The sequence below is a fragment of the Mesorhizobium comanense genome, assembly GCF_005503535.1.
GTDB lineage: Bacteria > Pseudomonadota > Alphaproteobacteria > Rhizobiales > Rhizobiaceae > Mesorhizobium > Mesorhizobium comanense.
On record NZ_SCNN01000015.1, the window covers coordinates 58,984 to 81,035 of the forward strand.

At 65.2% G+C, this 22,052-nt stretch carries 15 protein-coding genes; 7 read left to right on the forward strand and 8 right to left on the reverse strand.

Annotated features, from left to right (window positions below; genetic code table 11):
• Positions 1 to 25: 25 nt before the first annotated feature.
• From FFS37_RS23495 to FFS37_RS23520, 6 genes are read right to left on the reverse strand one after another with little or no spacing between them, the layout of a single operon-like run.
• Positions 26 to 1,588: an ABC transporter substrate-binding protein gene (locus FFS37_RS23495; protein WP_137933356.1), complete on the reverse strand. Its 1,563-nt coding sequence runs from the start codon at positions 1,586 to 1,588 to the stop codon at positions 26 to 28.
• Entirely contained in the window at positions 1,585 to 2,613 is a 1,029-nt protein-coding gene (locus FFS37_RS23500) for an oligopeptide/dipeptide ABC transporter ATP-binding protein (RefSeq protein ID WP_137933357.1), read from the reverse strand. Before FFS37_RS23500 ends, FFS37_RS23495 begins: the two co-directional genes overlap by 4 nt.
• Entirely contained in the window at positions 2,610 to 3,575 is a 966-nt protein-coding gene (locus FFS37_RS23505; RefSeq protein ID WP_137933358.1) for an ABC transporter ATP-binding protein, read from the reverse strand. Before FFS37_RS23505 ends, FFS37_RS23500 begins: the two co-directional genes overlap by 4 nt.
• A complete protein-coding gene (locus FFS37_RS23510) occupies positions 3,572 to 4,450 on the reverse strand; it encodes an ABC transporter permease (RefSeq protein ID WP_232375744.1) in 879 nt (292 codons plus the stop codon). Before FFS37_RS23510 ends, FFS37_RS23505 begins: the two co-directional genes overlap by 4 nt.
• Complete coding sequence (locus FFS37_RS23515; protein ID WP_137933360.1) at positions 4,443 to 5,393, reverse strand: ABC transporter permease; 951 nt, start codon at positions 5,391 to 5,393, stop codon at positions 4,443 to 4,445. Before FFS37_RS23515 ends, FFS37_RS23510 begins: the two co-directional genes overlap by 8 nt.
• Before the next feature lie 16 nt (positions 5,394 to 5,409).
• Complete coding sequence (locus tag FFS37_RS23520; RefSeq protein WP_137933361.1) at positions 5,410 to 7,419, reverse strand: CocE/NonD family hydrolase; 2,010 nt, start codon at positions 7,417 to 7,419, stop codon at positions 5,410 to 5,412.
• Between the two features lie 358 nt (positions 7,420 to 7,777).
• Between FFS37_RS23520 and FFS37_RS23525 the strand changes: the two genes are divergently transcribed.
• Positions 7,778 to 8,887 (forward strand): agmatine deiminase family protein, encoded by a 1,110-nt coding sequence (locus tag FFS37_RS23525; RefSeq protein WP_137933362.1) that lies wholly within the window; start codon positions 7,778 to 7,780, stop codon positions 8,885 to 8,887.
• A 171-nt stretch (positions 8,888 to 9,058) separates the two neighbouring features.
• Here FFS37_RS23525 and FFS37_RS23530 read toward each other — a convergent pair whose 3' ends face one another.
• A complete protein-coding gene (locus FFS37_RS23530; protein WP_137933363.1) occupies positions 9,059 to 10,387 on the reverse strand; it encodes an aspartate aminotransferase family protein in 1,329 nt (442 codons plus the stop codon).
• Positions 10,388 to 10,485: 98 nt separating this feature from the next.
• Complete coding sequence (locus FFS37_RS23535) at positions 10,486 to 11,463, reverse strand: LysR family transcriptional regulator (RefSeq protein WP_137933364.1); 978 nt, start codon at positions 11,461 to 11,463, stop codon at positions 10,486 to 10,488.
• A gap of 120 nt (positions 11,464 to 11,583) precedes the next feature.
• On the opposite strand from FFS37_RS23535, the gene FFS37_RS23540 reads away from it, so the two are divergent.
• From FFS37_RS23540 to FFS37_RS23565, 6 genes are all read left to right on the forward strand, one after another.
• A complete protein-coding gene (locus FFS37_RS23540) occupies positions 11,584 to 14,031 on the forward strand; it encodes a GcvT family protein (RefSeq protein ID WP_210240470.1) in 2,448 nt (815 codons plus the stop codon).
• Positions 14,028 to 16,493 (forward strand): GcvT family protein, encoded by a 2,466-nt coding sequence (locus FFS37_RS23545; RefSeq protein ID WP_137933365.1) that lies wholly within the window; start codon positions 14,028 to 14,030, stop codon positions 16,491 to 16,493. The genes FFS37_RS23540 and FFS37_RS23545 overlap by 4 nt, the downstream gene beginning before the upstream one ends.
• Positions 16,494 to 16,507: 14 nt before the next feature.
• Positions 16,508 to 18,067, forward strand: coding sequence for a trimethylamine methyltransferase family protein (locus tag FFS37_RS23550; RefSeq protein WP_137933366.1), 1,560 nt, complete (start codon positions 16,508 to 16,510; stop codon positions 18,065 to 18,067).
• A gap of 155 nt (positions 18,068 to 18,222) precedes the next feature.
• Complete coding sequence (locus tag FFS37_RS23555; RefSeq protein ID WP_171026380.1) at positions 18,223 to 19,188, forward strand: ABC transporter substrate-binding protein; 966 nt, start codon at positions 18,223 to 18,225, stop codon at positions 19,186 to 19,188.
• A gap of 69 nt (positions 19,189 to 19,257) precedes the next feature.
• Positions 19,258 to 20,361 carry a quaternary amine ABC transporter ATP-binding protein gene (locus FFS37_RS23560; RefSeq protein WP_232375745.1) on the forward strand — a complete coding sequence of 368 codons (1,104 nt, stop codon included), beginning with the start codon at positions 19,258 to 19,260 and terminating at the stop codon, positions 20,359 to 20,361.
• The gene (locus tag FFS37_RS23565) at positions 20,358 to 21,878 is read left to right on the forward strand and encodes an ABC transporter permease (RefSeq protein ID WP_137933368.1); all 1,521 of its coding nucleotides are present in this window, start codon (positions 20,358 to 20,360) and stop codon (positions 21,876 to 21,878) included. The genes FFS37_RS23560 and FFS37_RS23565 overlap by 4 nt, the downstream gene beginning before the upstream one ends.
• The last annotated feature ends 174 nt before the right edge of the window (positions 21,879 to 22,052 follow it).

The window sequence follows — 22,052 nt, forward strand, 5'->3', positions numbered from 1 at the left end:
GCCCTTCCTGTCCACGAAAGCGCGTTCAGGCCTTCTTCTTGAACAGCACCGGATTGGGGTGGCCGTCCGGATAGATCACCGGCTCGAAAGCGGTCTTGTGGATTGCCACCAGCGGCTGGTGGCAGATGAAGACAAAGCCGCCGGACTGCTCCATCAGGTCCTCCATGCGGTTGGACAGGGTGACACGCTTGGCTTCATCGCTTTCGGCAACCAGTTGCTGGTAGCTCGTCTCGAATTCCGGACTGTCGAAGCCCGACCAGTTGTAGGCGCCGATCTGGTCTGGACGGAACCAGACGAGGTTTTCGGAAGGGTCGATGCCGCCGGCGAAATCCATCAGCGCCAGGTCGATGTTCTTGTAGCCATCGCCTTGCGTCTTGTCGCCGACGCCCCAGAAGGCGGCCTCGTCATAGGGCTGGATCTCGACCTTGATGCCGGCCTGTTCGAGGCTCGCCTGGATGATCTGCGCGGTCGCGGTGCGGATGGAATCGTTCATCACCGTAAGCGTCAGCGACAGGTCGCCAACGCCTGCCTCTTTGAGCAGTGCGGCTGACTTCTCATAATCGGGCGCCGCGATCAGGTTGCTGGCGCGCGCGAACTTTGTGCCGGGCTGGACGACGCCGGTCGAGCGCTTGGTCAGGTCGTCATAGACCCCCGTCAGGATCTGCCCGACATCGATGCCATACTGCACTGCCTGGCGCACCTTCAGGTCCTTCAGGCGCGGGCTGAGCATGTTGATGGTCAGCCAGACATAGCGGGTCGACTGCGCCTCGATCAGCGTGGTGTCCGCCGGCGGCTTCTCCTTGACCGCCTTGGTCGCCGAAATGGCGATCTTGGTGTAGTCGAAGGCGTCGGCCTCATAGGCAAGCTGGGCCGCCTGGTCGTCGGTGACGACATAGATCTCGACCTTCGGGAAATCCGGCTTCGGGCCCGGCCAGTCAGGGTTGGCGGTCAGCGTCACCTTCTGCTTCTGCTGCCAGTCACTGAAGAGATAAGGCCCGCATGTCGCCGGCGGTTGGGTGGTGAACTTGCCGCCCGCCTTTTCGGTCCCGGCGCGGCTGATGACGTGGCCGCCATAATAAGGCAGGCTGGTCACGAAGATCGGCTGGTAGGGCTCCTTCAGGTGGATGATGCCCGACCGGGCGTCCACCACTTCGACGCGGTCGAGCTTCTCGAACTGGTAGGCCCATGGCGACGACAGGGCCTTGTCGGCGATGCGCTCGAAGGAGAACTTGACGTCATCTGCCGTCACCGCGCCGAAGCCGCCGGTCCATTTCAGCCCGTCGATCAGGGTGAAGGCGATGGTTTTGGGGTCTTTCTGTTCGAGCTTTTCCGCACCCCACAGCGACCAGGGCGAGCCTTTCCTTATGTCGCCGAAATGGTTCAGCGAGACATAGATGCCGCGCATCATGACATCCTCGATGCCGCCATTCATGAAGGCGGGATCGAGGCACTGCAAGTCGCCCTCCATGCGGATGCGCAACGTGTCGCCGGTGGCCGACCATGCAAAGCCCGGCTTCATCGCCACGCTGGCGCCCAGTGCGCCGGCCGCTTTCAGGAATGCACGTCTGTTGATGGACCATTCAGTCATGTCAATTTCCCCTTTGATTTATGGAAGCGCGTGAGCTCCCCTTCTTGCCCGCCTGTCTCAAGCGGGAAATGGCAGCGCACCATCCGGCCGGCGCCCATAGGCCGGTAGGCCGGCGCCTCGGTTCTGCAACGCCCCTGCGCCACCGGGCAGCGCGTGTGGAACTCGCAGCCTTGCGGCCGCCGGAACACGCTCGGTATCTCGCCGGTGACAGCCGGATTGTGGCTGCGCCGGCGCGGATCGGGGATCGGCTCGGACTGGATGAGTGTTGCGGTGTAGGGATGCAGCGGTGCTGAAAACACGGCTTGCGTCGGGCCGGTCTCGACCAGCCGGCCGAGATACATGATGGCCAGCCGGTCGCTGACATGGCGGATCATGGCGAGGTTATGGGTGACGATCATGGCGGCGAAGCCGAGTTCGCGCTTGAGCTCGCCGATCAGGTTCAGCACGTCGCCCTGCACCGAAACATCGAGGCCGGCGGTCGGCTCGTCGGCCAGCAGCAGGCGCGGCTTCATCGCCAGCGCGCGCGCAACGCCGACGCGCCGCGCCTGGCCGCCCGACAATTCATGCGGAAAGCGGTCGACGAAGGAGGCCGGCAGGCCGACCAGCGCCAGCAGCGCCTTCGCCGCCGCGCGGCGGTCCGGCATCGGCACGCGCTGGATCACCTGCGGTTCGGTGAGCAGCGTGCCGATGCGCAGGCGCGGGCTGAGCGAGGCCACCGGATCCTGGAACATCATCGCCGAGCGCCGGCGCATGGCGCGGAAGTCGGCCGGCGTCGCGATATCGCTGCCCTCGAAGACGATGCGGCCGGCCGCTGCCTTGACCAGGCCCAGGATGGTGCGCGCCAGCGTCGTCTTGCCGGAACCGGATTCGCCGACGAGGCCCAGCGTCTCGCCCGGCATCAGCGACAGCGTCACGCCATCGATGACGTTGAAGCCGGGCAGCGGGAATGGATTGATCAGCCGGTTGAGCAGGCCGCCGCGAACGAAACTCACGGACAGGTCCTCGACGGCGAGCAGCGGGCTCATGGCGTCACCGCATGACAGCGCGCGACATGGGCGGCGGCGAGGTTCACCAGAGGCGGCGCAATGGAAGCGCATGGCGCGAATACGCGGTCGCAGCGCGGAGCGTAGACGCATCCCAACGGCGGCTGGGTCAGGCTGGGCAGCGAGCCGGGAATGGTCGGCAGCCGGTCCAGCCGCTCGTGGAAACGGGCGGGATCGCAGGCAAGCAGAGCCTGCGTGTAGGGATGGCGCGCATCGTGGAAGATCGCGTCGACCTCGCCACCCTCCACCACCTCACCGGCATACATGACATAGACGCGGTCGCAGAGCTCGGCGATGACGCCCAGATGGTGCGAGACGACGATGATGATGCCGTTGTAGTCACGTCTGAGTTCGCGCAGCAGGTGGATGATCTGCGCTTCCATGGTGACGTCGAGCGCCGTCGTCGGCTCGTCGGCGATGAGCAGTCCGGGATCGGTCAGCAGGGCGGCAGCGATGGCGACGCGCTGGCGCATGCCGCCGGAGAGTTCGTGCGGATAGCTGTGCATGCGCCGCTCGGCGTCCGCAATGCCGACGCGGCCGAGCATGGCGGCGATGCGCGCGCGCTTCTCACCCCGGCCGAGATCCTTGCGATGATGCTGGAAGTCGAGGAGCTGGTCGCCGATCGTCAGAACCGGGTTGAAGGCCGTCATCGGGTCCTGGCTGACCAGCGCGATCTCGTCGCCGCGCAACAGCCGCTGGCGATGCGCGTCGAGCTTCGCCAGGTCGACGCCCTTGTAGCGGATCGACCCTTCGACGCGGGCATTCGCCGGCAACAGGTTGGCCAGCGCCGTGACCAGCGTGGACTTGCCGCAACCGCTTTCGCCGACAATGCCGATCACCTCGCCCGGATGCGCCTCGATGTCGACATGGCGCAGCGCGTGCACGGCGCCATGCGGCGTCTCGTAGCGTACGCTGAGGCCGGTTGCCGACAGCGAGCCGCTCATGACGGCCTCCGCGCCTGCAGGCGTGGATCGAGATAGTCGCGCAGCCCCTCCCCGAGGAAGGTGAAGCCGAGCGTGGCGAGCACGAGTGGCAGCCCGCCGAAGATCACCATGAACGGCGCGGAGCGGATCGAGGTGTATCCGTCATAGAGGATCGAGCCCCAGGAAGGCGTCGGCGGCCGCACGCCAAGCCCGAGGAAACTCAGGCCCGCCTCGACCATGATGACGACCGGAATGTCCATAGACAGCAGGATGATCAGCGGGCCGACGACGTTGGGCAGCAGGTGGATGAAGATGATGCGCGCCGCGCTTGCGTCGATCAGCCGTTCGGCGAGGATATAGTCGCTGTTCTTCAGCGCCAGCGTCTGCGCCCGGATCAGCCTGGCATAGCTCGGGAACGAGGTCGCCGCGATGACGATGATCAGCGTGCCCGTGCCGGCGCCGAGCACGGTGATGATGGCGAGCGCGAACATGATCATCGGCAGCGAGTTCAGGCTGTCGAAAGTCAGCACGAGGATGGCATCCAGCCAACGCGGGCCGTAGCCGGCGATCAGGCCGAGCACAAGGCCGATGGCGCCGGCGATGGCCACCGACACCATGGCGATCGTCAGCGCCGTGCGCGCGCCGTAGATGACGCGCGACAGCAGATCCCGGCCAAGGTGATCGGTGCCGAACCAGTGTTCGGCCGATGGCGGCTGCAGCTTGTGCAGCACGTCGATCTTGACCGGCGAATAGGGCGCCAGCCAGGGCGCGAAGATCGCGGTGAGGAGGAAGCCGGCGACCAGGATCACCGCCACGAAGGTGAAGGGATCGGCAAGCAGCGCGCGCAGCAGGACGAACCGTTGTCGATCGGGCGTGGATGCAGAGGCCTCAGCCACGGAAGACATCGCGTACCCTCGGATCGAGCCGCGCGATCAGAAGATCGGCGGCAATGGTGATGGAAACGTAGATGGCGGTCATGATCAGCACCGTACCCATCACGACCGGATAGTTGCGGGTGTTGACCGCGTCGGTGATCAGCTTGCCGATGCCGGGCCTGGCGAACACGGCCTCGACGAAGACGGCGCTGGACAGGATCGAGCCGAGGCCGACGGCGACCAGCGAGATGGTCGGGATGATGGCGATGCGCAGCGCGTATTTGGAGACGATCTTCCACTCCGGCAATCCGAACGAGCGCGCGGTGCGGATATGCGGCTCGCCCATCACCTCCATCATCGACGCGCGCACCATGCGCGCGATGTAGCCGATCCAGCCGAGCGCAATTGCCGCGGCCGGCATCACCAGCGCCTTGGCCTGGCTGGCGAAATCGCCTGCCTCGCCGGCGCCGATCGCCGGCAGCCAGCGCAGCGTCACGGCAAAGACCAGCAGCGAATAGATGGCGACGACAAAGGACGGCACGGCGATGACGCCCACCGAGAGCACGCCGATGACGGCATCGGCCGCCGTTCCGCGCCGCATCACCGAGAGGCAGCCAAGCGGCACGCCGATGAGAAGTGCTATCGCCAGCGCGGTCAGGCCAAGCACCATCGTGTTCGGCAAGGCCTCCAGCACCAGCGTCGAGACAGGCCGGTTCGACCAGACGTCGTAGCCGAGATTGCCGGTCAGCGCGTTGCGGAAGAATTCGATGATCTGCCACCAGACCGGCTGGTCGAGCCCCATGCGCTCGATCAGCAGCCGCTTCAGCTCCGGCGTGGCGCGCGGACCGAGCGCCACGGTGGCCGGATCGCCCGGCACGAGAAAGACGGCCGCATACATCGCGATCATGACGAGGATGAGGATCAGGAGGCCGAGACCGATGCGCTTGACTGCGTATGTGAGCATGGTCTCCTCCCCTCTCTCAGGCGAAATCGCGTCTGATGCGCCGGGTTGCGGAGGCGCTGTGAACGAGTGTGCCCCGTTCTCGCGCCTCGAGCCGCCAACTCAGGTTGAAATGGGTTTCATCCGCCGTCAGTTCGGTCACGGCGATCGCCTCGGTGTCGGCCTCGCCGCTGGCGATCGCCCAGCGATATTCGGTGACGAGTTTCGCCGACAGCGGATCGCAGGCACGGATGCTCATCGTGTCGCTGTTGGCCGAGGCGACGGTGATGGCGCGGTCGTCATAGCGCCGGCGTCCATGGTCGGAGGTCAGCGCGATGGTCTGCACGCCCGAGCCGATATCGTCGGTGACGATGCGGCGATCGAAGCCCTCGTCCAGGGTCGTGGTCGGAACCGGCGGCGCGGTTTCGGCCGGCTCGAAGCGGACGTCGCGATCACGCGGCGACCGCGGCCGCACCGGGAGCATCACCGTGCTGTCGCCGCACGATACCGACAGCGTCGATAATCTGGGTTGCGGCCACAGGATCGGCCAGTGCTGGTTGGCCAGCGCCAGCCGGATGCGGTGGCCCCTGGGCACGGTGCGGGCGAAGTCGTTGAGCTTCAGCTTGACGCGAAACGGCGTTCCAACCGGACAAGGCGTCGGATGCTCATGGTCGTCGCGATGGCTGAGGTTGAGCACGCCATAGGTCATCAGCGCCGAGGTGCCGTCGGGGTAGACGTCGCAAAGACGCGCGGCGAGATTGACATGCGGCTGGTCGACGGTGACCAGCAGGTCCAGTTCCGGCGCGCCGAGCAAGGTCAGATCGTCATCCAGTGCAGGCGTGTCGAAGCACAGCGCCAGCCCGTCCTCGCGGCGCTGGTCGATGGGCATGTCGGGACACGAACCGCCATAGCCGCCCCAGCGGCCGCAATCGCGTCCGGCGGTCGCCGGCGAGCACACGGACAGCGTGACGCCGGGCGCCGGCCGGCTGCCAAGCCCGGCGGCGTTCAGGTGCAGTGTGCGGCGCTCGATGCGCGGCGATGGCCACTGGTCCTCGGCGGCCCATCCGCCGGCATGATCAGGCAGATAGAATGGTTGCGGCCGCTCCTCGCCGGTGATCCAGACGCGGTAGAGCGGCTCTTTCATGATGCCGGTGTCTTTACCGGCGAGCCAGTGGCGCCACCAGCGCAGCGCCTCCTGCAGATAGCCGATCAGCGGCCCCGGCGCGCCACGGCAGGGATAGGCATGCGACCACGGCCCGACAATGCCGAGTTTTGGACCCGGCAGATGTTCGAGCAGGCGCGGCACGAAGTTGGAATAGCTGTCCTCCCAGCCGCAGACGGCCATCACAGCGCATTCGATCGCGAAAAAATCCTCGCAGACGGAGCCCTGCCGCCAGTAATCGTCGCGGCGCTGGTGCGCGAGCCAGATTTCCGAGAGCGAGTTTGTCGCCGCCAGCCGGTCCAGCCACATGTCGCGCCAGGCATCGCCGACGATCTGCGGGTCGGGCGCCATCGCCTTCTTCACCAGCATGAAGTTCGACCACATCTCCTGCTCGGTCAGCAGCGCGCCGCCCATGTAGTGGATGTCGTCTGCATAGCGGTCGTCGGTGGCACAGTTGGCGATAATCGCCTTCAGCGCCGGCGGCCGCCGCGCCGCGACTTGCAGCGCGTTGAAACCGCCCCAGGAAATGCCGGTCATGCCGACATTGCCGTTGCACCAGGGCTGGGCCGCCAGATGCGCGATGATCTCGCAGGCGTCCAACTGTTCGCGCGGCAGATATTCGTCGGCGAGATCGCCGCCGGAATCGCCCGAGCCCCTGATATCGACGCGGACGCAGGCAATGCCGTGCCCGGCAAGCCAGGGATGGATATCGATGTCGCGCGCCACGGTGCCGTCACGCCGCCGGTAAGGCACCATCTCGACGACGACGGGCACCTTGCCCTCGGTCTGGGGACGCCACAGCGTGGCGGCGATGCGGGTGCCGTCGGCCAGCGTGATCCACAACGGATCGACGGTTTCGACGGCGAAGGGGAACTCGGTTCGTACCACGGCAGGTACCCGCAAATGCTCTTGTTGAACGTTCGTACAACAAGAGCATTTGCGACGCAATCCCGCTTTGCTTTTTTAACGCGTGGCCAAGCGACAGGCGTGGCCGCACGGCACGTCAATCGGAATGCAGATCACCCCAACAGCTTACCGAGACGTTCGAATGCGGCCCTCCTCGGCACCTGCCGCCATCAGTCATGGCCGGACCCGCGCGACATCCTTTCGGCAAGGGCGAATAACGGGACATTGCCTTTATGATATCTCGGCTTTCACTTTTCATATGACCAGCGCGACCAAAGTCCTCTATCGTCTATCCACAGGCAGAGGCATCACCAGGCATCTGCCATCGGAGACGACAGCAATGCCGACACGCCGAAGCTTTCTGAAACAAGGGCTGTTTGTTTCCGGAGCGGCGCTTGCGGCCGGAACGCTTGCGGACGGCTCCAATGCGGCCACACGGGCACAGTCGGATGGCTGGCACATGCCCGATGAAAGGGCCGCGCACGCCGCCACGTGGATGGCCTTTGGTCCGAGCGAAGACATATGGGGCAAGAAACTGCTTGGCGTGGCGAGACGGAACCTCGCCGGCATAGCCAGGGCGATCGCCGCGCACGAACCGGTAAAGATGCTGGTGCGCGCGGACGATCATGACATCGCCGCGGAACTCTGCGGCCCCGATGTAATCCTGGTGACCCAGCCGATCGACGACCTGTGGATGCGCGATACCGGCCCGGTGTTCGTCAAGGACCAGACAGGCCAGGCCGGCGCGGTCGGCTTCAACTTCAACGGCTGGGGCAACAAGCAGGAGCATGGCGACGACGCAAAGGTCGCCGGCTTCGTTGCCGGCGAGGTCGCGGCAAAATTCATCGAGACGGATCTGGTGCTGGAGGGCGGCGGCATCGAGGTCGACGGCGAAGGCACGGCGATCATCACCGAAAGCTGCGTGCTCAACCCCAACCGAAATCCCGGGGTCGGCAAGGCGGAATGCGAGAAGGAGCTGTCGCGCCTGCTCGGTGTCCGCAAGATCATCTGGCTGCCCGGCATCGCCGGCAAGGATATCACCGACGGCCACACCGATTTCTATGCGCGATTTGCCAGCCCGGGTGTCGTCGTTGCCGGACTGGATCCGGACCCTGCATCGTATGACCACGCCGTGACCACGCGGCATCTGGAAATCCTGCGGCAATCCACCGACTCCGACGGACGCAAATTGAAGGTGGTGGTGCTGCAAGGCCCATCCAGCGTGCGCGGCAAATACGAAAACGACCAGTTTGCGGCCGGCTATATCAATTTCTACGTCTGCAACGGCGCCGTCATCGCCCCCGAGTTCGGCGACAGGCAGGCCGACGGCAACGCACGCGACGCGCTCCGCGATTTGTTTCCCGATCGAGAAGTCATTCAGTTGAATATCGACGGCATTGCCGCTGGAGGCGGCGGCATTCATTGCACCACGCAGCAGCAACCCGCTTGAGAAGGATCGGGATGGCGCTATAGGCGCACCGGCCGCTTCAGGCGCGACCGTACAGCGGTCTCCGTCCTCGCCGGCGATCTTGTCGAACTCCATGCGGTTGGACGTTGTTCGCAACGCGTTTCGACGAGCTGTTCGAACAGGAACGCACCCTGCCCCTCGCACCAGGACCGTTCAGGATAATACGGTCCGAAAGCTGCGGACGAAGCTGTCCACCACATTGTCGAGATCGGCCATCGACAAGCAAAGTGGCGGGCACATCCTGATGACGTTGCGATATGGACCGGAACGGCTGGCGACGAGGCCGTGGCGCCGGGTCTCCTCGAAGACCTGCAAGGTTGCTTCCGGCGCCGGTTCCTTCGTTACATGGTCCTTCACCAGCTCGATGGCGAGCATCAGACCCTGTCCCCGGATGTCGCCGATCAGCGGGAAATCCTTCTTGAGATGCTGCAGCCTTTCTTTCAGAGCGCCGCCGACCATGGCGGCATTCTCCTGCAACCGCTCTTCGCGCATCACCTTGAGCACCGCGCGTCCGGCGGCGCAGGCGACAGGATTGGCGCCATAGGTATGGAACAGGAATTTGTCGGCCATGGATTCGGCGACGGCGCGCTTGGCGATGACGGCGCCGAGCGGGATGCCATTGCCGACGCCCTTGGCGACAACGACGATGTCGGGAATGACGCCGTGCGATTCGAACGCCCAGAAAGCGTCGCCGGTGCGCCCGACGCCGGACTGCACCTCATCGATGATGCAGACGCCGCCTGCTGCCCGCACGCGCTCGAAGGCGCCGGCGATGTAGCCCGCGGGCATCGGCACGATGCCGCCATAACCCTGCACCGGCTCGATGACCATGCCGGCCAGCCGGCCACTGGTCGAGCTTGATATCGCGCGCTCGACCTCGTCGAGATAGGGCTGTACCCCTTCGCCGTGAATGCCACGATACTGGTTGGGCTCGGCCACGAACGTCACGCCGCCAAGCTGCGGCACCTGATGGCGGAAACCCGCTATGCCGGTTACCGACTGGGCGCCGAATGTGGCGCCGTGATAGCTCGAGGCAAGCGCCAGCATGTCGATGTTGCCGGTGTGCGAGCGCGCCATCAGAAGCGCCAGATCAATCGCCTCGGCGCCGCTGTTGGTGAAATGCACGACCCAGTCATGTCCTGACGGCATCGTTGCCGCCAGTTCCTCGGCATATTGGGCGGGAACCGGATGGTAGAACATCGTCGTGCAATGCGTCAGTTCGCTCACCTGCTCGGTCGCGGCCTTCACGACCTGCGGGTGGGCGTGGCCAACCGAGATGCAGAGGTTCATGCCGAGCAGGTCGGTATATTTGCGGTCCTTCTCGTCCCAGACATACTGGCCTCTGCCGCGCTTCAGGATCAGGGGGTCCTTGTAGGGCACGAACTTGCGCTGCGAGGCCGAATAGAAGCGGTTCCGCCGATCGACGATGGCCTCGGTCGACCAGTCGATCTCCAGATTGGAATGGATGTGCGGAGCGTTCATGCCGTGCCTCCAGTGTTGCAAATTCCGGAGATTGAAAACACGGAATGCGCGGCGCGCACACAGTCAAAGCTTCTCATCAGGATAACTGATGGAGCCGATTAGTCATGAGATGAAGGGCGGTCGACGACGTAGCAGTCGGCCGGAAGGCCAGGCAGGCGTGTGCTGATCGCGTGGGTCAGTACTTCGGCCGTTCGTGCGGCAAACGCCTCCGGCAGGTTTCCGAGCTCCCGCTCGCGGGCGACCAGCAGGATGTTGCGCGACAGGCCGGTGAACGGCAACGGATGGACGTCGATCTCCATGCCTTCCGCCAGCCCGTCGATGAGCAAGGTCGGCGTCAGGATGGCAAAGCCCATGCCTGCCGCGACCGGCGCCATCACCACGCTGGAGCGGTCGCCTTCCATGGCGCGCGGGATCTCGATGCGCAGGCGGCTCAGATGCTGGTCGACGCGCAGGCCGACCGGCGTCTCGCGCGAGAAGCGCACGAAGGCGAGCTTCTTCGAGAGCTTGACGATGTCGCCGACATCGCCGGCAAAACCCTTCGGCGTCACCAGCAGGAATTTCTCGGTCATCACCGGATAGCGCGTCAGCCCTTCGATCTCGAACAGCTCGCCGGAAGTGACGGCGAGGTCGGCGCGGCGGGCGCGCAGCAAGGCGACATGGTCGGTCGCCAGCCCCGCGAACAGGCTGAGCTCGGGAATGCCGAAGCCCTTGCGGGCAAGCACCGAAAGTGCCGGCGCCAGCGTGGTCGCGATCGAGGCCAGAAGCGCGATGCGCAACAAAGGCAGCGGAGCGGCGTTGACGCGGCGCGCGTCGGTGCGCAGGCCCTCGACCTCGGCCAGTATGGCGACGGCGCGGCGATGCAGCGCGATGCCGGCCTTGGTGAGTTCGATCGGCCGTAGATTGCGGTCGATCAGGCTGACGCCGAGCGCCGTTTCCAGGTTCTTCAGATGCTGTGAAGCGGCCGATTGCGTCATGCCCAGCATCTGTGCCGCCTGGGTGACGTGCCTGGTCTCCACGATGGCGACGAAAACCTCGATCGACCGGAAAAGATTGAAATCGAAACTGCCGCTCTTCACCCGCAACTCCGCCAGCAAAGCTTCATAAGTTTTCCTAATGTTGCGAAATTTGGGTTGAGCGCAAGAGGCTTAGCGGGAAAAGATCGCGCCGTTTCGATCCAGCGAAGGGTACCCGGTAAGGTGAATGACAGCGCACGCATCGTGATCATTGGCGGCGGCGTCATTGGGCTGGGCATAGCCTATCACCTTGCCGAAATGGGCGTGAGCGATGTCGTTCTTCTGGAACGTCATCAACTGACCAGCGGCACGTCCTGGCATGCCGCCGGGATTGTCGGCCCGCTGCGCGCCAGCCTCAATCTGACAAGACTGGCGCAATATGCCACCGAGCTGTTTCCGCGCCTGGAAGAGTTGACGGGCCAGGCATCCGGATACAAGCGCACCGGCGGTCTGTGGCTGGCGCGGCGCGCCGAGCGCATGGACGAGCTGAAGCGCATCGCGCACATGGGCGACGTCTGCGGCCTGACGGTCGGGATCGTCGACCGGGCCGGCGTTGCCGAGCGCGTAAGCGGCATCGTTTGCGACGGCGTCGAAGGCGCGCTGTGGGTCGAGGAGGACGGCCAGGCCAATCCGGTCGACATCTGCGCCGCCTACGCCAGGCGCGCCCGCGCGGCCGGCATCCGCATTCTGGAAGGCGCCGCCTGCTCGGGCTTCGTGACGCGCAACGGCCGCGTCGCGGGCGTTACCTTGGCTTCCGGCATCACCATCGATTGCGAGATCGTCGTCAATTGCGCCGGCGCCTGGGCGCGCGACGTCGGGGCGCTGGCCGGCGTCCCGGTGCCGTTGCAGGCCGTCGAGCACATGTACGTGGTAACCGAGCCGATCGCCGGTCTGCAGGATCCGTTTCCCATCCTGCGCGACCTCGACGAAGGCGTCTACGTCAAGGGCGATTCCGGCAAGCTGGTGCTGGGCGGGTTCGAGCCGAACGCCAAGCTCTTCGACGTTCGCGGAGCGGCCGGCGACCGGCCGTTCGTCGAGCTGCCCGAGGATTGGGAGCAGTTCGAGCCCTTCATGGCGGCCGGGCTGAAGCTTTTGCCGGCGCTGTCTGAAACCGGGATCCGGCATTTCATGAACGGGCCGGAGAGTTTTACGCCCGACACGCGGCCGCTGATGGGCGAGTCACCCTATCTGCGCGGCTTCCATGTCGCCGCCGGCTTCAACTCGACAGGCATGATGTCGTCGGCCGGCGCCGGCAAGGCCATGGCCGAATGGATCGTCGACGGCGAACCCGGCCTCGATCTCTGGGCGCTCGACATCGCCCGCTTCGACCGTTCCGCGGCGGCGCGTTCCTTCGTCGGCGCCAGGATGGAAGAGGCAGTCGCCGATCTTTTCCGCATGCATTGGCCCTACAAGCAGGCGACTGCCGGACGCGATGTCAGGCGCTCTGCCTTCCATCGTACTTTCGCCGAGGCAGGTGCGGTCTTCGGCGCGCCGACGGGCTGGGAGCGGCCGCTGTGGTTTGGCGGCGAGGAGACGCGCGGCTACTCCGTCGGCGAGCAGAAATGGTGGAGCGCGGCCAAAGCCGAAGCCGAACGGATGGCTCGAGGTGTCGGCCTGTTCGAGCTTTCGCCCTTCACCAAGATCGATGTGCGCGGACAAGATGCGGTCACGCTGATGCAACGGCTATGCGCGGCCGATGTCGACACACTCGAAGGCCGCGCCGTCTATACGCAGATGCTCAACGCGCGCGGCGGCATCGAGGCCGACGTGACCGTGACGCGCGACGGCAAAGACGCGTTCCGTGTCATCTCGGGTGCCGCGACAAGGCAGAAGGATTTCGCCTGGATCAGCCGCCATGCCGACGATCTCGGCCTCGACGTCTCGGTCTTCGACGCCACGTCGGCCGAAGCCGTGCTCGGCGTCATGGGGCCGCGCTCGCGCGACCTGCTGCAAAGCCTGACCGACGCCGATCTTTCCGACGCGGCATTTCCGTTCTCGACCTCGCGCAGCATCGACATCGGCACCACCAATGTCCGGGCCACGCGCGTCAGCTTTGTCGGTGAACTCGGCTTCGAGCTCTACGTGCCGGTCGAACAGGCCGAGAGCCTGCTGGCCACCATCGTATCGGCGGGCAGCGTTGATGGCCTGGCCTTCTGCGGTCACTACGCGCTGGACGGTTGCCGGCTGGAAAAGGGCTATCGCCATTGGGGCCACGACATCGGGCCGAAGGACACGCCGCTGGAGACGGGCCTCTCCTTCGCGGTTTCGTGGAAGAAGGATGATTTCGTCGGCCGCGAGGCACTGCTGAAGCAGAAGGCCGAAGGCGTGCGGCGCCGGCTGATGCATTTCGCGGTCGAGGGCGCCAATCCACTCCTTCTGCATGACGAGCCGATCTACCGCGACGGCAGACTTGCCGGATTGACGACGTCAGGTGGCCTCGGCGCCCGCACGGGCCTCAGCCTTTGTCTCGGCTATGTGGCTTGCGATCCAGGCGAGGCGAAAGCGCAGTTGCTTGCTTCCGACTATGCGATCGCGGTCGCCGGTACCCGCTACCGGCTCCAGCCGCTCGACAAGCCACCTTACGACCCAACAGGAATGCGCATGCGCGCAAGCGCGGAGGAAAATTCATGAGACAGCAGGCCCGCGTGGTCGTTATCGGCGGTGGCGCCATGGGCGTGTCGCTGCTCTATCACCTCGCCAAACGTGGCTGGAGCGATGTCATGCTGGTCGAGAGACAGGAGCTGACCGCGGGCTCCACCTGGCATGCCGCCGGGCTCTGCACGCATTTCGCCCACAATGCGACGATCATGGAAATGCGAGCCCATTCGGTGCGGCTCTATCGTGAAATCCTGACCGCCGAGACGGGACTGCCGACCGGCTTTCATCCAAGCGGCGCGCTGCGCATCACACGCTCGCGGGAGCGCATGGATGAATTCCGCCATGTGCAGGGGCTGGGCCGCTTTGTCGGCCACGACTTCCACATTCTCAGCCCGAGCGAGCTCAAGGAAATCTATCCGCTCTGCCACACCGACGAGATCATCGGCGCGATCTATGAGCCCAATGACGGCCATGTCGACCCGACGCTGGCGACCAACGCCATGGCCGCCGGCGCGCGTTCGCGCGGCGCCGAAATCGTGCGCCACAATCCGGTGCTTTCGATCGAGCGAAAGGCATCGGGTGAATGGCTGGTGCGCACTGAACAGGGCGACATCGTCGCCGAGCATGTCGTGAACGCCGCCGGCACATGGTGCCGCGAGATCGGCGCGATGATGGGCGTCGACCTGCCCGTCGTGCCGATGCTGCACCAGTATGTCGTGACCGACACCGTGCCCGAGATTGCCGGGCGTATCGCAGCCGGCGCCAAGGAACTGCCGATCATCCGCGATCCGGAGGAAAGCTGGTATCTGCGCCAGGAGCGCGATGGCTATATCGTCGGCCCTTATGAGAAGTCGGCCCATCCCTGGGCGATCGACGGCGTGCCGCCCGAATTCGGCATGGAACTGCTGCCGCCCGACCTCGATCGGGTCGAGCACATTATCGCGCTGGCGATGGAGCGCGTGCCGGCACTCGCCAATGCCGGTATCAAGACGGTGGTCAACGGCCCGATCACCTTCACGCCGGACGCCAACCCGCTGGTCGGCCCGGCTTTCGGCCTCGGCAATGCCTGGCTGCTCACCGGCTCCAGCATGGGCGTTATGGAAGGCGGCGGCGCCGGCCGTTTCCTCGCCGACTGGATCGTCGACGGATCACCGCCGAGCGACGCCTTGGCCATCGATCCACGCCGCTTTGGCAACTACGCGGACCGCGACTATCGCATCGACAAGGCGGTCGAAGGTTTCGGCCTGCAATTCGGCATCCACTATCCCAACGAGGAGCGTGAAGCAGGCCGGCCTCGGCGCACGACCCCGGCGCTCGAGCTGCAGAAAAGCCAGGGCGCGGTGCTCGGCGCCGCCTATGGCTGGGAGCGGCCGAACTGGTTCGCCCTCAAGGGCGCTGACCGTGATCCGCCGCTGACCTTCCGCAGACCTGGGTGGTTCGACGCCGTGCGCGGCGAGTGCATCGGCGTTCGCGACAGCGTCGGCGCCATCGACCTTTCGGCCTTCTCCAAGTTCGAGATCGGCGGTCCCGGCGCCAGCGCCTTCATGGCCTCGCTCGGCGCCAACCGGCCGCCGGAGCGCCATGGCCGCATCGGACTCATCCACGTTCTCACGGCAAAGGGCGGCGTTGCATCGGAATTCACCGTGACGCGCTTTGGCGACGACGGGTTCTACCTGACCAGTGCTGCACTTGCCGAGAGGCATGACGAGGACCTGCTGCGCTCACGCGCAGCGGCCTTTCCGGGGGTGACGATCGATAACGTCACCGAAAAGCGCGGCGTGCTCGGCGTGATGGGGCCGCGCGCCCGCGACCTGCTGCAAAAGATCTGCGAAGCCGATCTGTCCAACGCCGCCTTCCCCTGGCTTTCGGCGCAGATCATCCGCGTCGCCGGCATCAGGGCGGCCGCGCTCAGGGTCTCTTATGCCGGTGAGCTTGGCTGGGAACTGCATGTTCAGCTCGCGCAGTTCGGCAAGCTCTACGAGGCTGTTGCCAAGGCCGGCGCACAGTTCGATCTGCGGCCGTTCGGAATCTACGCGCTGAACGCGATGCGGCTGGAAAAGGGCTATCGTGGCTGGGGCGCGGACCTGACCACCGAGCGCACGCCGCTGGAGGCCGGATTGAGCGCTCTGATCAAGGCCGACGGGCGGACGTTCGTCGGCCGCGAGGCGATGCTGGCGCGCGTCGGCGAAAGCGCATGGACCATGGTGCTGCTCGAGATCGACGACGACGGCGAGCGGCTGCCATTCTACGCCCACGCGGTGACGCAGGCCGGGCGACCGGTCGGCATCGTCACCTCCGGCGCCTATGGCTTCCGCGCCGGCAAGACCATTGCGCTCGCCTATCTGCGGCCCGGCGTTGCGGCTGAGGGCCTGACCGTATCGATCCTCGGCAAGGACCTGGCGGCGCGGGAGCTGAAGAAAGCGCCTTACGATCCCGACAATCTGCGGCTGCGCGGCCTTCACGCCGACGCGCCGGTTGCCTTCATGCCTGCCTGATCACGGAGACGAAAATGGACAAGGACGCGACGACGACCGACGCTCCGGCGCCACGCAGCGGCGGCCGTGCCGGAAGGCAGGGCCAGCGCCTCGCCCAGCAGGCGCCGCGGCGGCCCTATATCAGCCGCCGGATCGGCACGTTCAACATCCTCGACGAGGAGGGTTTGAGTCTGATCGAGGCGAACGCCGACAAGCTGCTCAAGGAAGTCGGCATGGAGTTCCATGACGATCCCGAGATCCTCGACATCTTTCGCGACGCAGGCGCCGACGTACAGGGCACGCGCGTTCGCTTCGAGCCCGGCATGTGCCGCAGGATCATCCGCGCCACCGCGCCTTCACAATTCAAGCAGCACGCCCGCAACCCGGCGAACACGGTGATGATCGGCGGCGACAACACCGTGCTCTGCCCGTCCTGGGGGCCGCCCTTCGTGCATGATCTCGATCGCGGCCGGCGCTATGCCACGATCGCGGATTTCCGCGACCTGGTGAAGATCCACCAGATGATCCCGCATCTGCACCATTCGGGCGGCGTGGTCTGCGAGCCAGTCGACCTGCCGGCCAACAAGCGCCATCTCGACATGCTCTACACCCATATCCGCCATTCGGACCGCGCCTTCATGGGTGCGTTCATCGGGTCGCGACGGGCGCAGGATGCGGTCGACATGGCCAAGATCGTCTTCGGCGAAGAGTTCGTCGCCAACAACGCCGTGCTCTACAACGTCTCCAACACCAATGCGCCGCTGGTGCTCGACGCCAACATGTCGGGTTCGCTGAAGGTCTGCGCCCGCAACAACCAGCCCGTCGCCTGCACGCCATGGACGCTCGCCGGCGCAATGAGCCCTTGCACCGTCGCCGGCACGCTGGCGCAGGTGCTGGCCGAGGCGCTCGCCTGTCTGAGCCTCGTGCAATTGATCAACCCCGGCGCGCCCTGCCTGATGGGCAGCTTCGCCAGCACGATCTCGATGCAGAGCGGGGCGCCGACCTTCGGCACGCCGGAGGCGGGCAAGATGGTGCTGGCTTGCGGGCAACTGGCACGGCGCGTGGGCGTGCCGTTCCACACGGTCGGCTCGCTGTCGGCCTCGAAACTTCCCGACGCACAGGCCGAGCAGGAAGCGACATGGGGCATATTGATGTCGATGTTTGCCGGCGCCAATGTGATCAACCATGCCACCGGCTGGCTGGAAGGCGGGCTGGTCACCGGCTTCGAGAAAACGGTCATCGACGCCGATCTCTGCGGCAAGGTCGCCAGCCTGTTCGAGGGCATCGATCTGTCGCTGAACGCTCAGGCGATGGAGGCGATCGAAGCGGTTGGCCCGGGATCGCATTTCCTTGGCAGCGCGCACACCCAGTCCAATTTCCTGTCCGCCTTCTACCGCTCGACCAGCAGCGACAACAATTCCTTCGAACAGTGGAACGAGGACGGCCGGCTCGACGCCGCGCAGCGCGCCAACCGGCAATGGAAGAGGCTGCTCGACGACTATCAGGATCCGGGTCTCGACCCGGCGATCGACGAGGCGCTCCAGGCCTTCATCGCCAAGCGCAAGGCAAGCGAGCCGGACCAGGCCTATTTCTAGATCCGACGGCATTGGAGCACGTGGCCGTGAAACGGTGATCTTATGCGCTCCATCGTTTTTCCTTATGCGGTGAAATTTGGGATGGATTGCCTGCGCGTTCCGCTAACCTGATGGATAGACTGAATGAAATCAGCGCAACTCCGTTGGGGAACATCATGAAACGCTACCTTTTCCAGACCATGTTCAGCGCCCTGTTGCTGATGCCTGCCGCCTCGGCGCTCGCCGCCGACGTGACGATGCCCGACCCGAACTATGCCACCGCGACGGCGGTCATGAACGTCATCAAGAACGCGGCCGAGCAGGAGCTGGGACTTGATATCTCGACGGTGACCACCACCGCCGTTCCGGTGATCTGGGAGGCGATGGGCCGCAACAAGGGCGAGGTCGATATCTGGCCGGATGTCTGGCTGCCGAACCAGCAGGGCCTGGTCGACAAATACGTCAAGGGCGCAGGCACGGTGAAGCTCGCGCAGAACGGCTACGAGGCCAAGCAAGGCTATTGCGTGACGCAGGTCACCGTCGACAAATACCACATCAAGGACGTCTCCGACCTCGCCAATCCGGACAATGCCAAGCTGTTCGACACCAATGGCGACGGCAAGGGCGAGATCTGGATCGGCGCGTCGGGCTGGCAGTCGACCAACATCGAGAAGGTCAGGGCGCGCGATTACGGCTTTGCCGATTTCTTCGACCTGCAGGTGACCGACGAGGCGGTGGCAGCGGCTTCGCTCGACCGCGCGGCGAAGGCCGACAAGCCGTGGGTCGGCTATTGCTACAGCCCGCACCAGAATTTCGCCCGCTACAAGCTCGCCTTCCTGACCGAGCCGAAGAACGATCCGGCGAAATTCGTCGTCGTGCAGCCCAATGACGATCCGCAGTGGTTCGAAAAATCGAAGGTCTCGTCGGCCTATGCCGACACCACCGTACACGTGGCCTACGCCGCCTCGCTCGCGCAACGCCAGCCGGAACTGGCGGCGGCGCTGGAGCGCATCAGCCTCAAGCCGGACGACATCTCGAAATGGGCCTATGCGATCATCGTCGACAAGAAGGCCGCCGACGACGTGGCCAAGGAGTGGATCAAGGCGCATCCGGAAGACGTGGCGAAGTGGTTCGGCCACTGAGCGGCGCACCGCGCGGCAGGCTCGGCCTTCGCGGGCCGAGTTGCCGATGAGCGGGCGGAAGCAGTAGACATGGACACCATGTCGACCAACGTCTCGGGATCCGGGCAAGGCGACGTCGCTGCGCCGGCGGCCATTGTCATGAACAACGTCTGGAAGGTCTTTGGCCCCCGTGCGCCGGAGGCCATGGCCTCGATCCTGCGCGACCGGCTGGACAAGGAGGAAGTGACCAGGCGCTTCGGCTGCGTCGTCGGCGTCGCCGATGTCAGCATCTCGGTCGCGCCCGGCGAGATCTTCTGCGTGATGGGCCTTTCGGGCAGCGGCAAATCGACATTGATCCGCCATATCAACCGGCTGCTCGAACCCTCCGCCGGCGAGATTCTCGTCGACGGCGAAAACATCATGACCAAGACAGCGGCGGAGCTGAGGACGCTTCGGTCGCGCAAGGTCAGCATGGTGTTCCAGAGCTTCGGCCTGCTGCCGCACCGCACGGTGCGCGACAATGTCGCGCTGCCGCTGGAAATCCAGGCGGCAAGCAAGCAGCAGCGCTTCGATGTCGCCGAGGCAGCTCTTGCCAAGGTCAATCTTTCCGGATGGGGCGATCGCTATTGCCATGAGCTTTCCGGCGGCATGCAGCAGCGCGTTGGCCTGGCTCGCGCCCTGGCGGCGGATTCGGCGATCCTGTTGATGGACGAACCCTTCAGCGCGCTCGATCCCCTGATCCGGCGCCAGCTTCAGGACGAGTTCCTGACGTTGTCGCGTTCGATGGGCAAGACGGTGGTCTTCATTACCCACGACCTCGACGAAGCGATCCGCATTGGCGACCGCATCGCCATCATGAAGGACGGGGTGATCATCCAGATCGATACGCCGGAAGACATCGTCACCGCGCCCAGGCATGACTACGTGGCGAAGTTCGTCGCCGATATTTCGCGGCTGAAGGTGATCACCGCCGGCCGCATCATGGAGCCTGTCGGCAGTTTCGCGGCGCGCCACCCACAGGCAGACCTGACGTCGCTCCGTCAGGTGGGCTCGCAGCAGCCGCTTGGCGAGCTCGTGGAATTGGCGGCTCAGGACGAGGCGCCGCTGGCGGTGACCGATGGCGGTGGAACGGTCGTCGGGATCGTCGACAGACAGCTTCTCCTGGAGGGACTGCGAAAGGGCGGACAATCATGAACGCTCATGATCCGCAAGCCGCACAGCGCCTTGGGCCGTCGGGGGAAGACCGCCTGGTCAAGGAATTCGTCGTCCAGAACCAAGATTACTATGTCGATCGCTTTGCCCGCATCAGGCAGGCGCGCCATGGAATCTGGTCGTTCAATGTCGCGGCTGCACTGCTGGGTCCGGTCTGGGCGGCGGCGCGCGGCATCGCGGTGCTGTTCTGGATCGTCTTCTTCCTGGAAATGCTCGCCGTCGTCCAGATCGGCATTGGCGCCGTCGGCAATCTCGGCGCGGCCGAGCAGGCGCGCGCCGAGCGGCTGACCAAACAAGCCGAAGCGCGGGCTGAACAGGCAAACGCCGCGAAGGCTTCAGGCGCGGACAATGCGGAAGGTCTGAAATCGTCGGCGGCGGCATTGCAGAGAGCCGCGGACGCGGCAAAGGCGCAGGCTGAGACGGCCAGGGAGAAGGCGCCCCTGCTCATTGGCGCCGGCCTGCTGACCCTGCTTGTAGCGCGGCTAGCGGGCGGATTTCTCGGCAACAGGCTACTCGAGCGGCGGTTCGCCCGCTGGCGGTCGAATCCGGCTTTGCGGCATGGCCTGAACGCTCCGTTGGCACTGTGCGCGCTGGCCTTCTGCATCGTGGCCTACGGGCTTTCCGTCTATCGCTTTGCCTGGTCAAGTCCGGCCGCCTGGATCATGACCGCACCCTCCAACCGCGATTGGCAATTTGCCCTGTCGTCGGCGCTGGACGGGCTGATGGAAACGGTTTCGCATGCGGGCGAGGGTTTCTTCGGCGCCATCACCGGCGGCATATCGCTGGCGCTCGACGGGCTTTCCTACGCACTGACCGGCATGCCATGGCCGGTGACCATGGCGGTGATCCTGATCCTTGCCTGGCAATTGGCCGGGCCGCGGGTCACCATCTTCACCGCCGCGGCGCTCGCTTACCTGGCCTTGCTCGGCTTCTGGGAAAAGAGCCTCGAAACCATTGCGCTGCTTGGGACTTCGGCGGTGCTCTGCCTGGTGATCGGCATCCCGCTCGGCATCTGGTGCGGTCGCAGGCCGCGCGTCTACGCGGCGCTGCGGCCGGTGCTCGATTTCATGCAGACCATGCCGGCCTTCGTCTACCTCATCCCGGTGATCGCGCTGTTCGGCATCGGCAAGCCGCCCGGCGTCATCGCCACGCTGATCTTCGGCACGCCGCCCGTGGTGCGGCTCACCGCACTTGGCCTGCAAGGGGTGCCGCCGGCGATTCGGGAGGCAGCGCAAGCCTATGGCGCCACGCGGTGGTTCCTGCTGACGCGGGTCGACCTGCCGCTCGCCATGCCGTCTATCATGGCCGGAATCAACCAGACCATCCTCATGTGCCTGTCGATGGTGGTGATCGCATCGCTGATCGGCGCCAAGGGGCTGGGTGAGGATGTCCTCAACGCCCTGCAATATGCCGCCGTCGGCCAAGGCCTGCTCGCGGGCTTCGCCATCCTGCTCTGCGCCATGGTGATCGACCGTATCGTCCAGGGTCGCAATCAATAGCCATGCCCATCTTTGGCTTCGCGGATGGCGATCGTCTGTTCGTCGGATCAGCGTCTTGGATCGACTTTGGCGAACTGCGTCATAACCCATTGGCAAACAATGATTATGTTCATCTGATGCCATCAGCGATGGTGCGTGGGGACAATTCTTCCGTCTCCCCTCGCCTGCGCACAA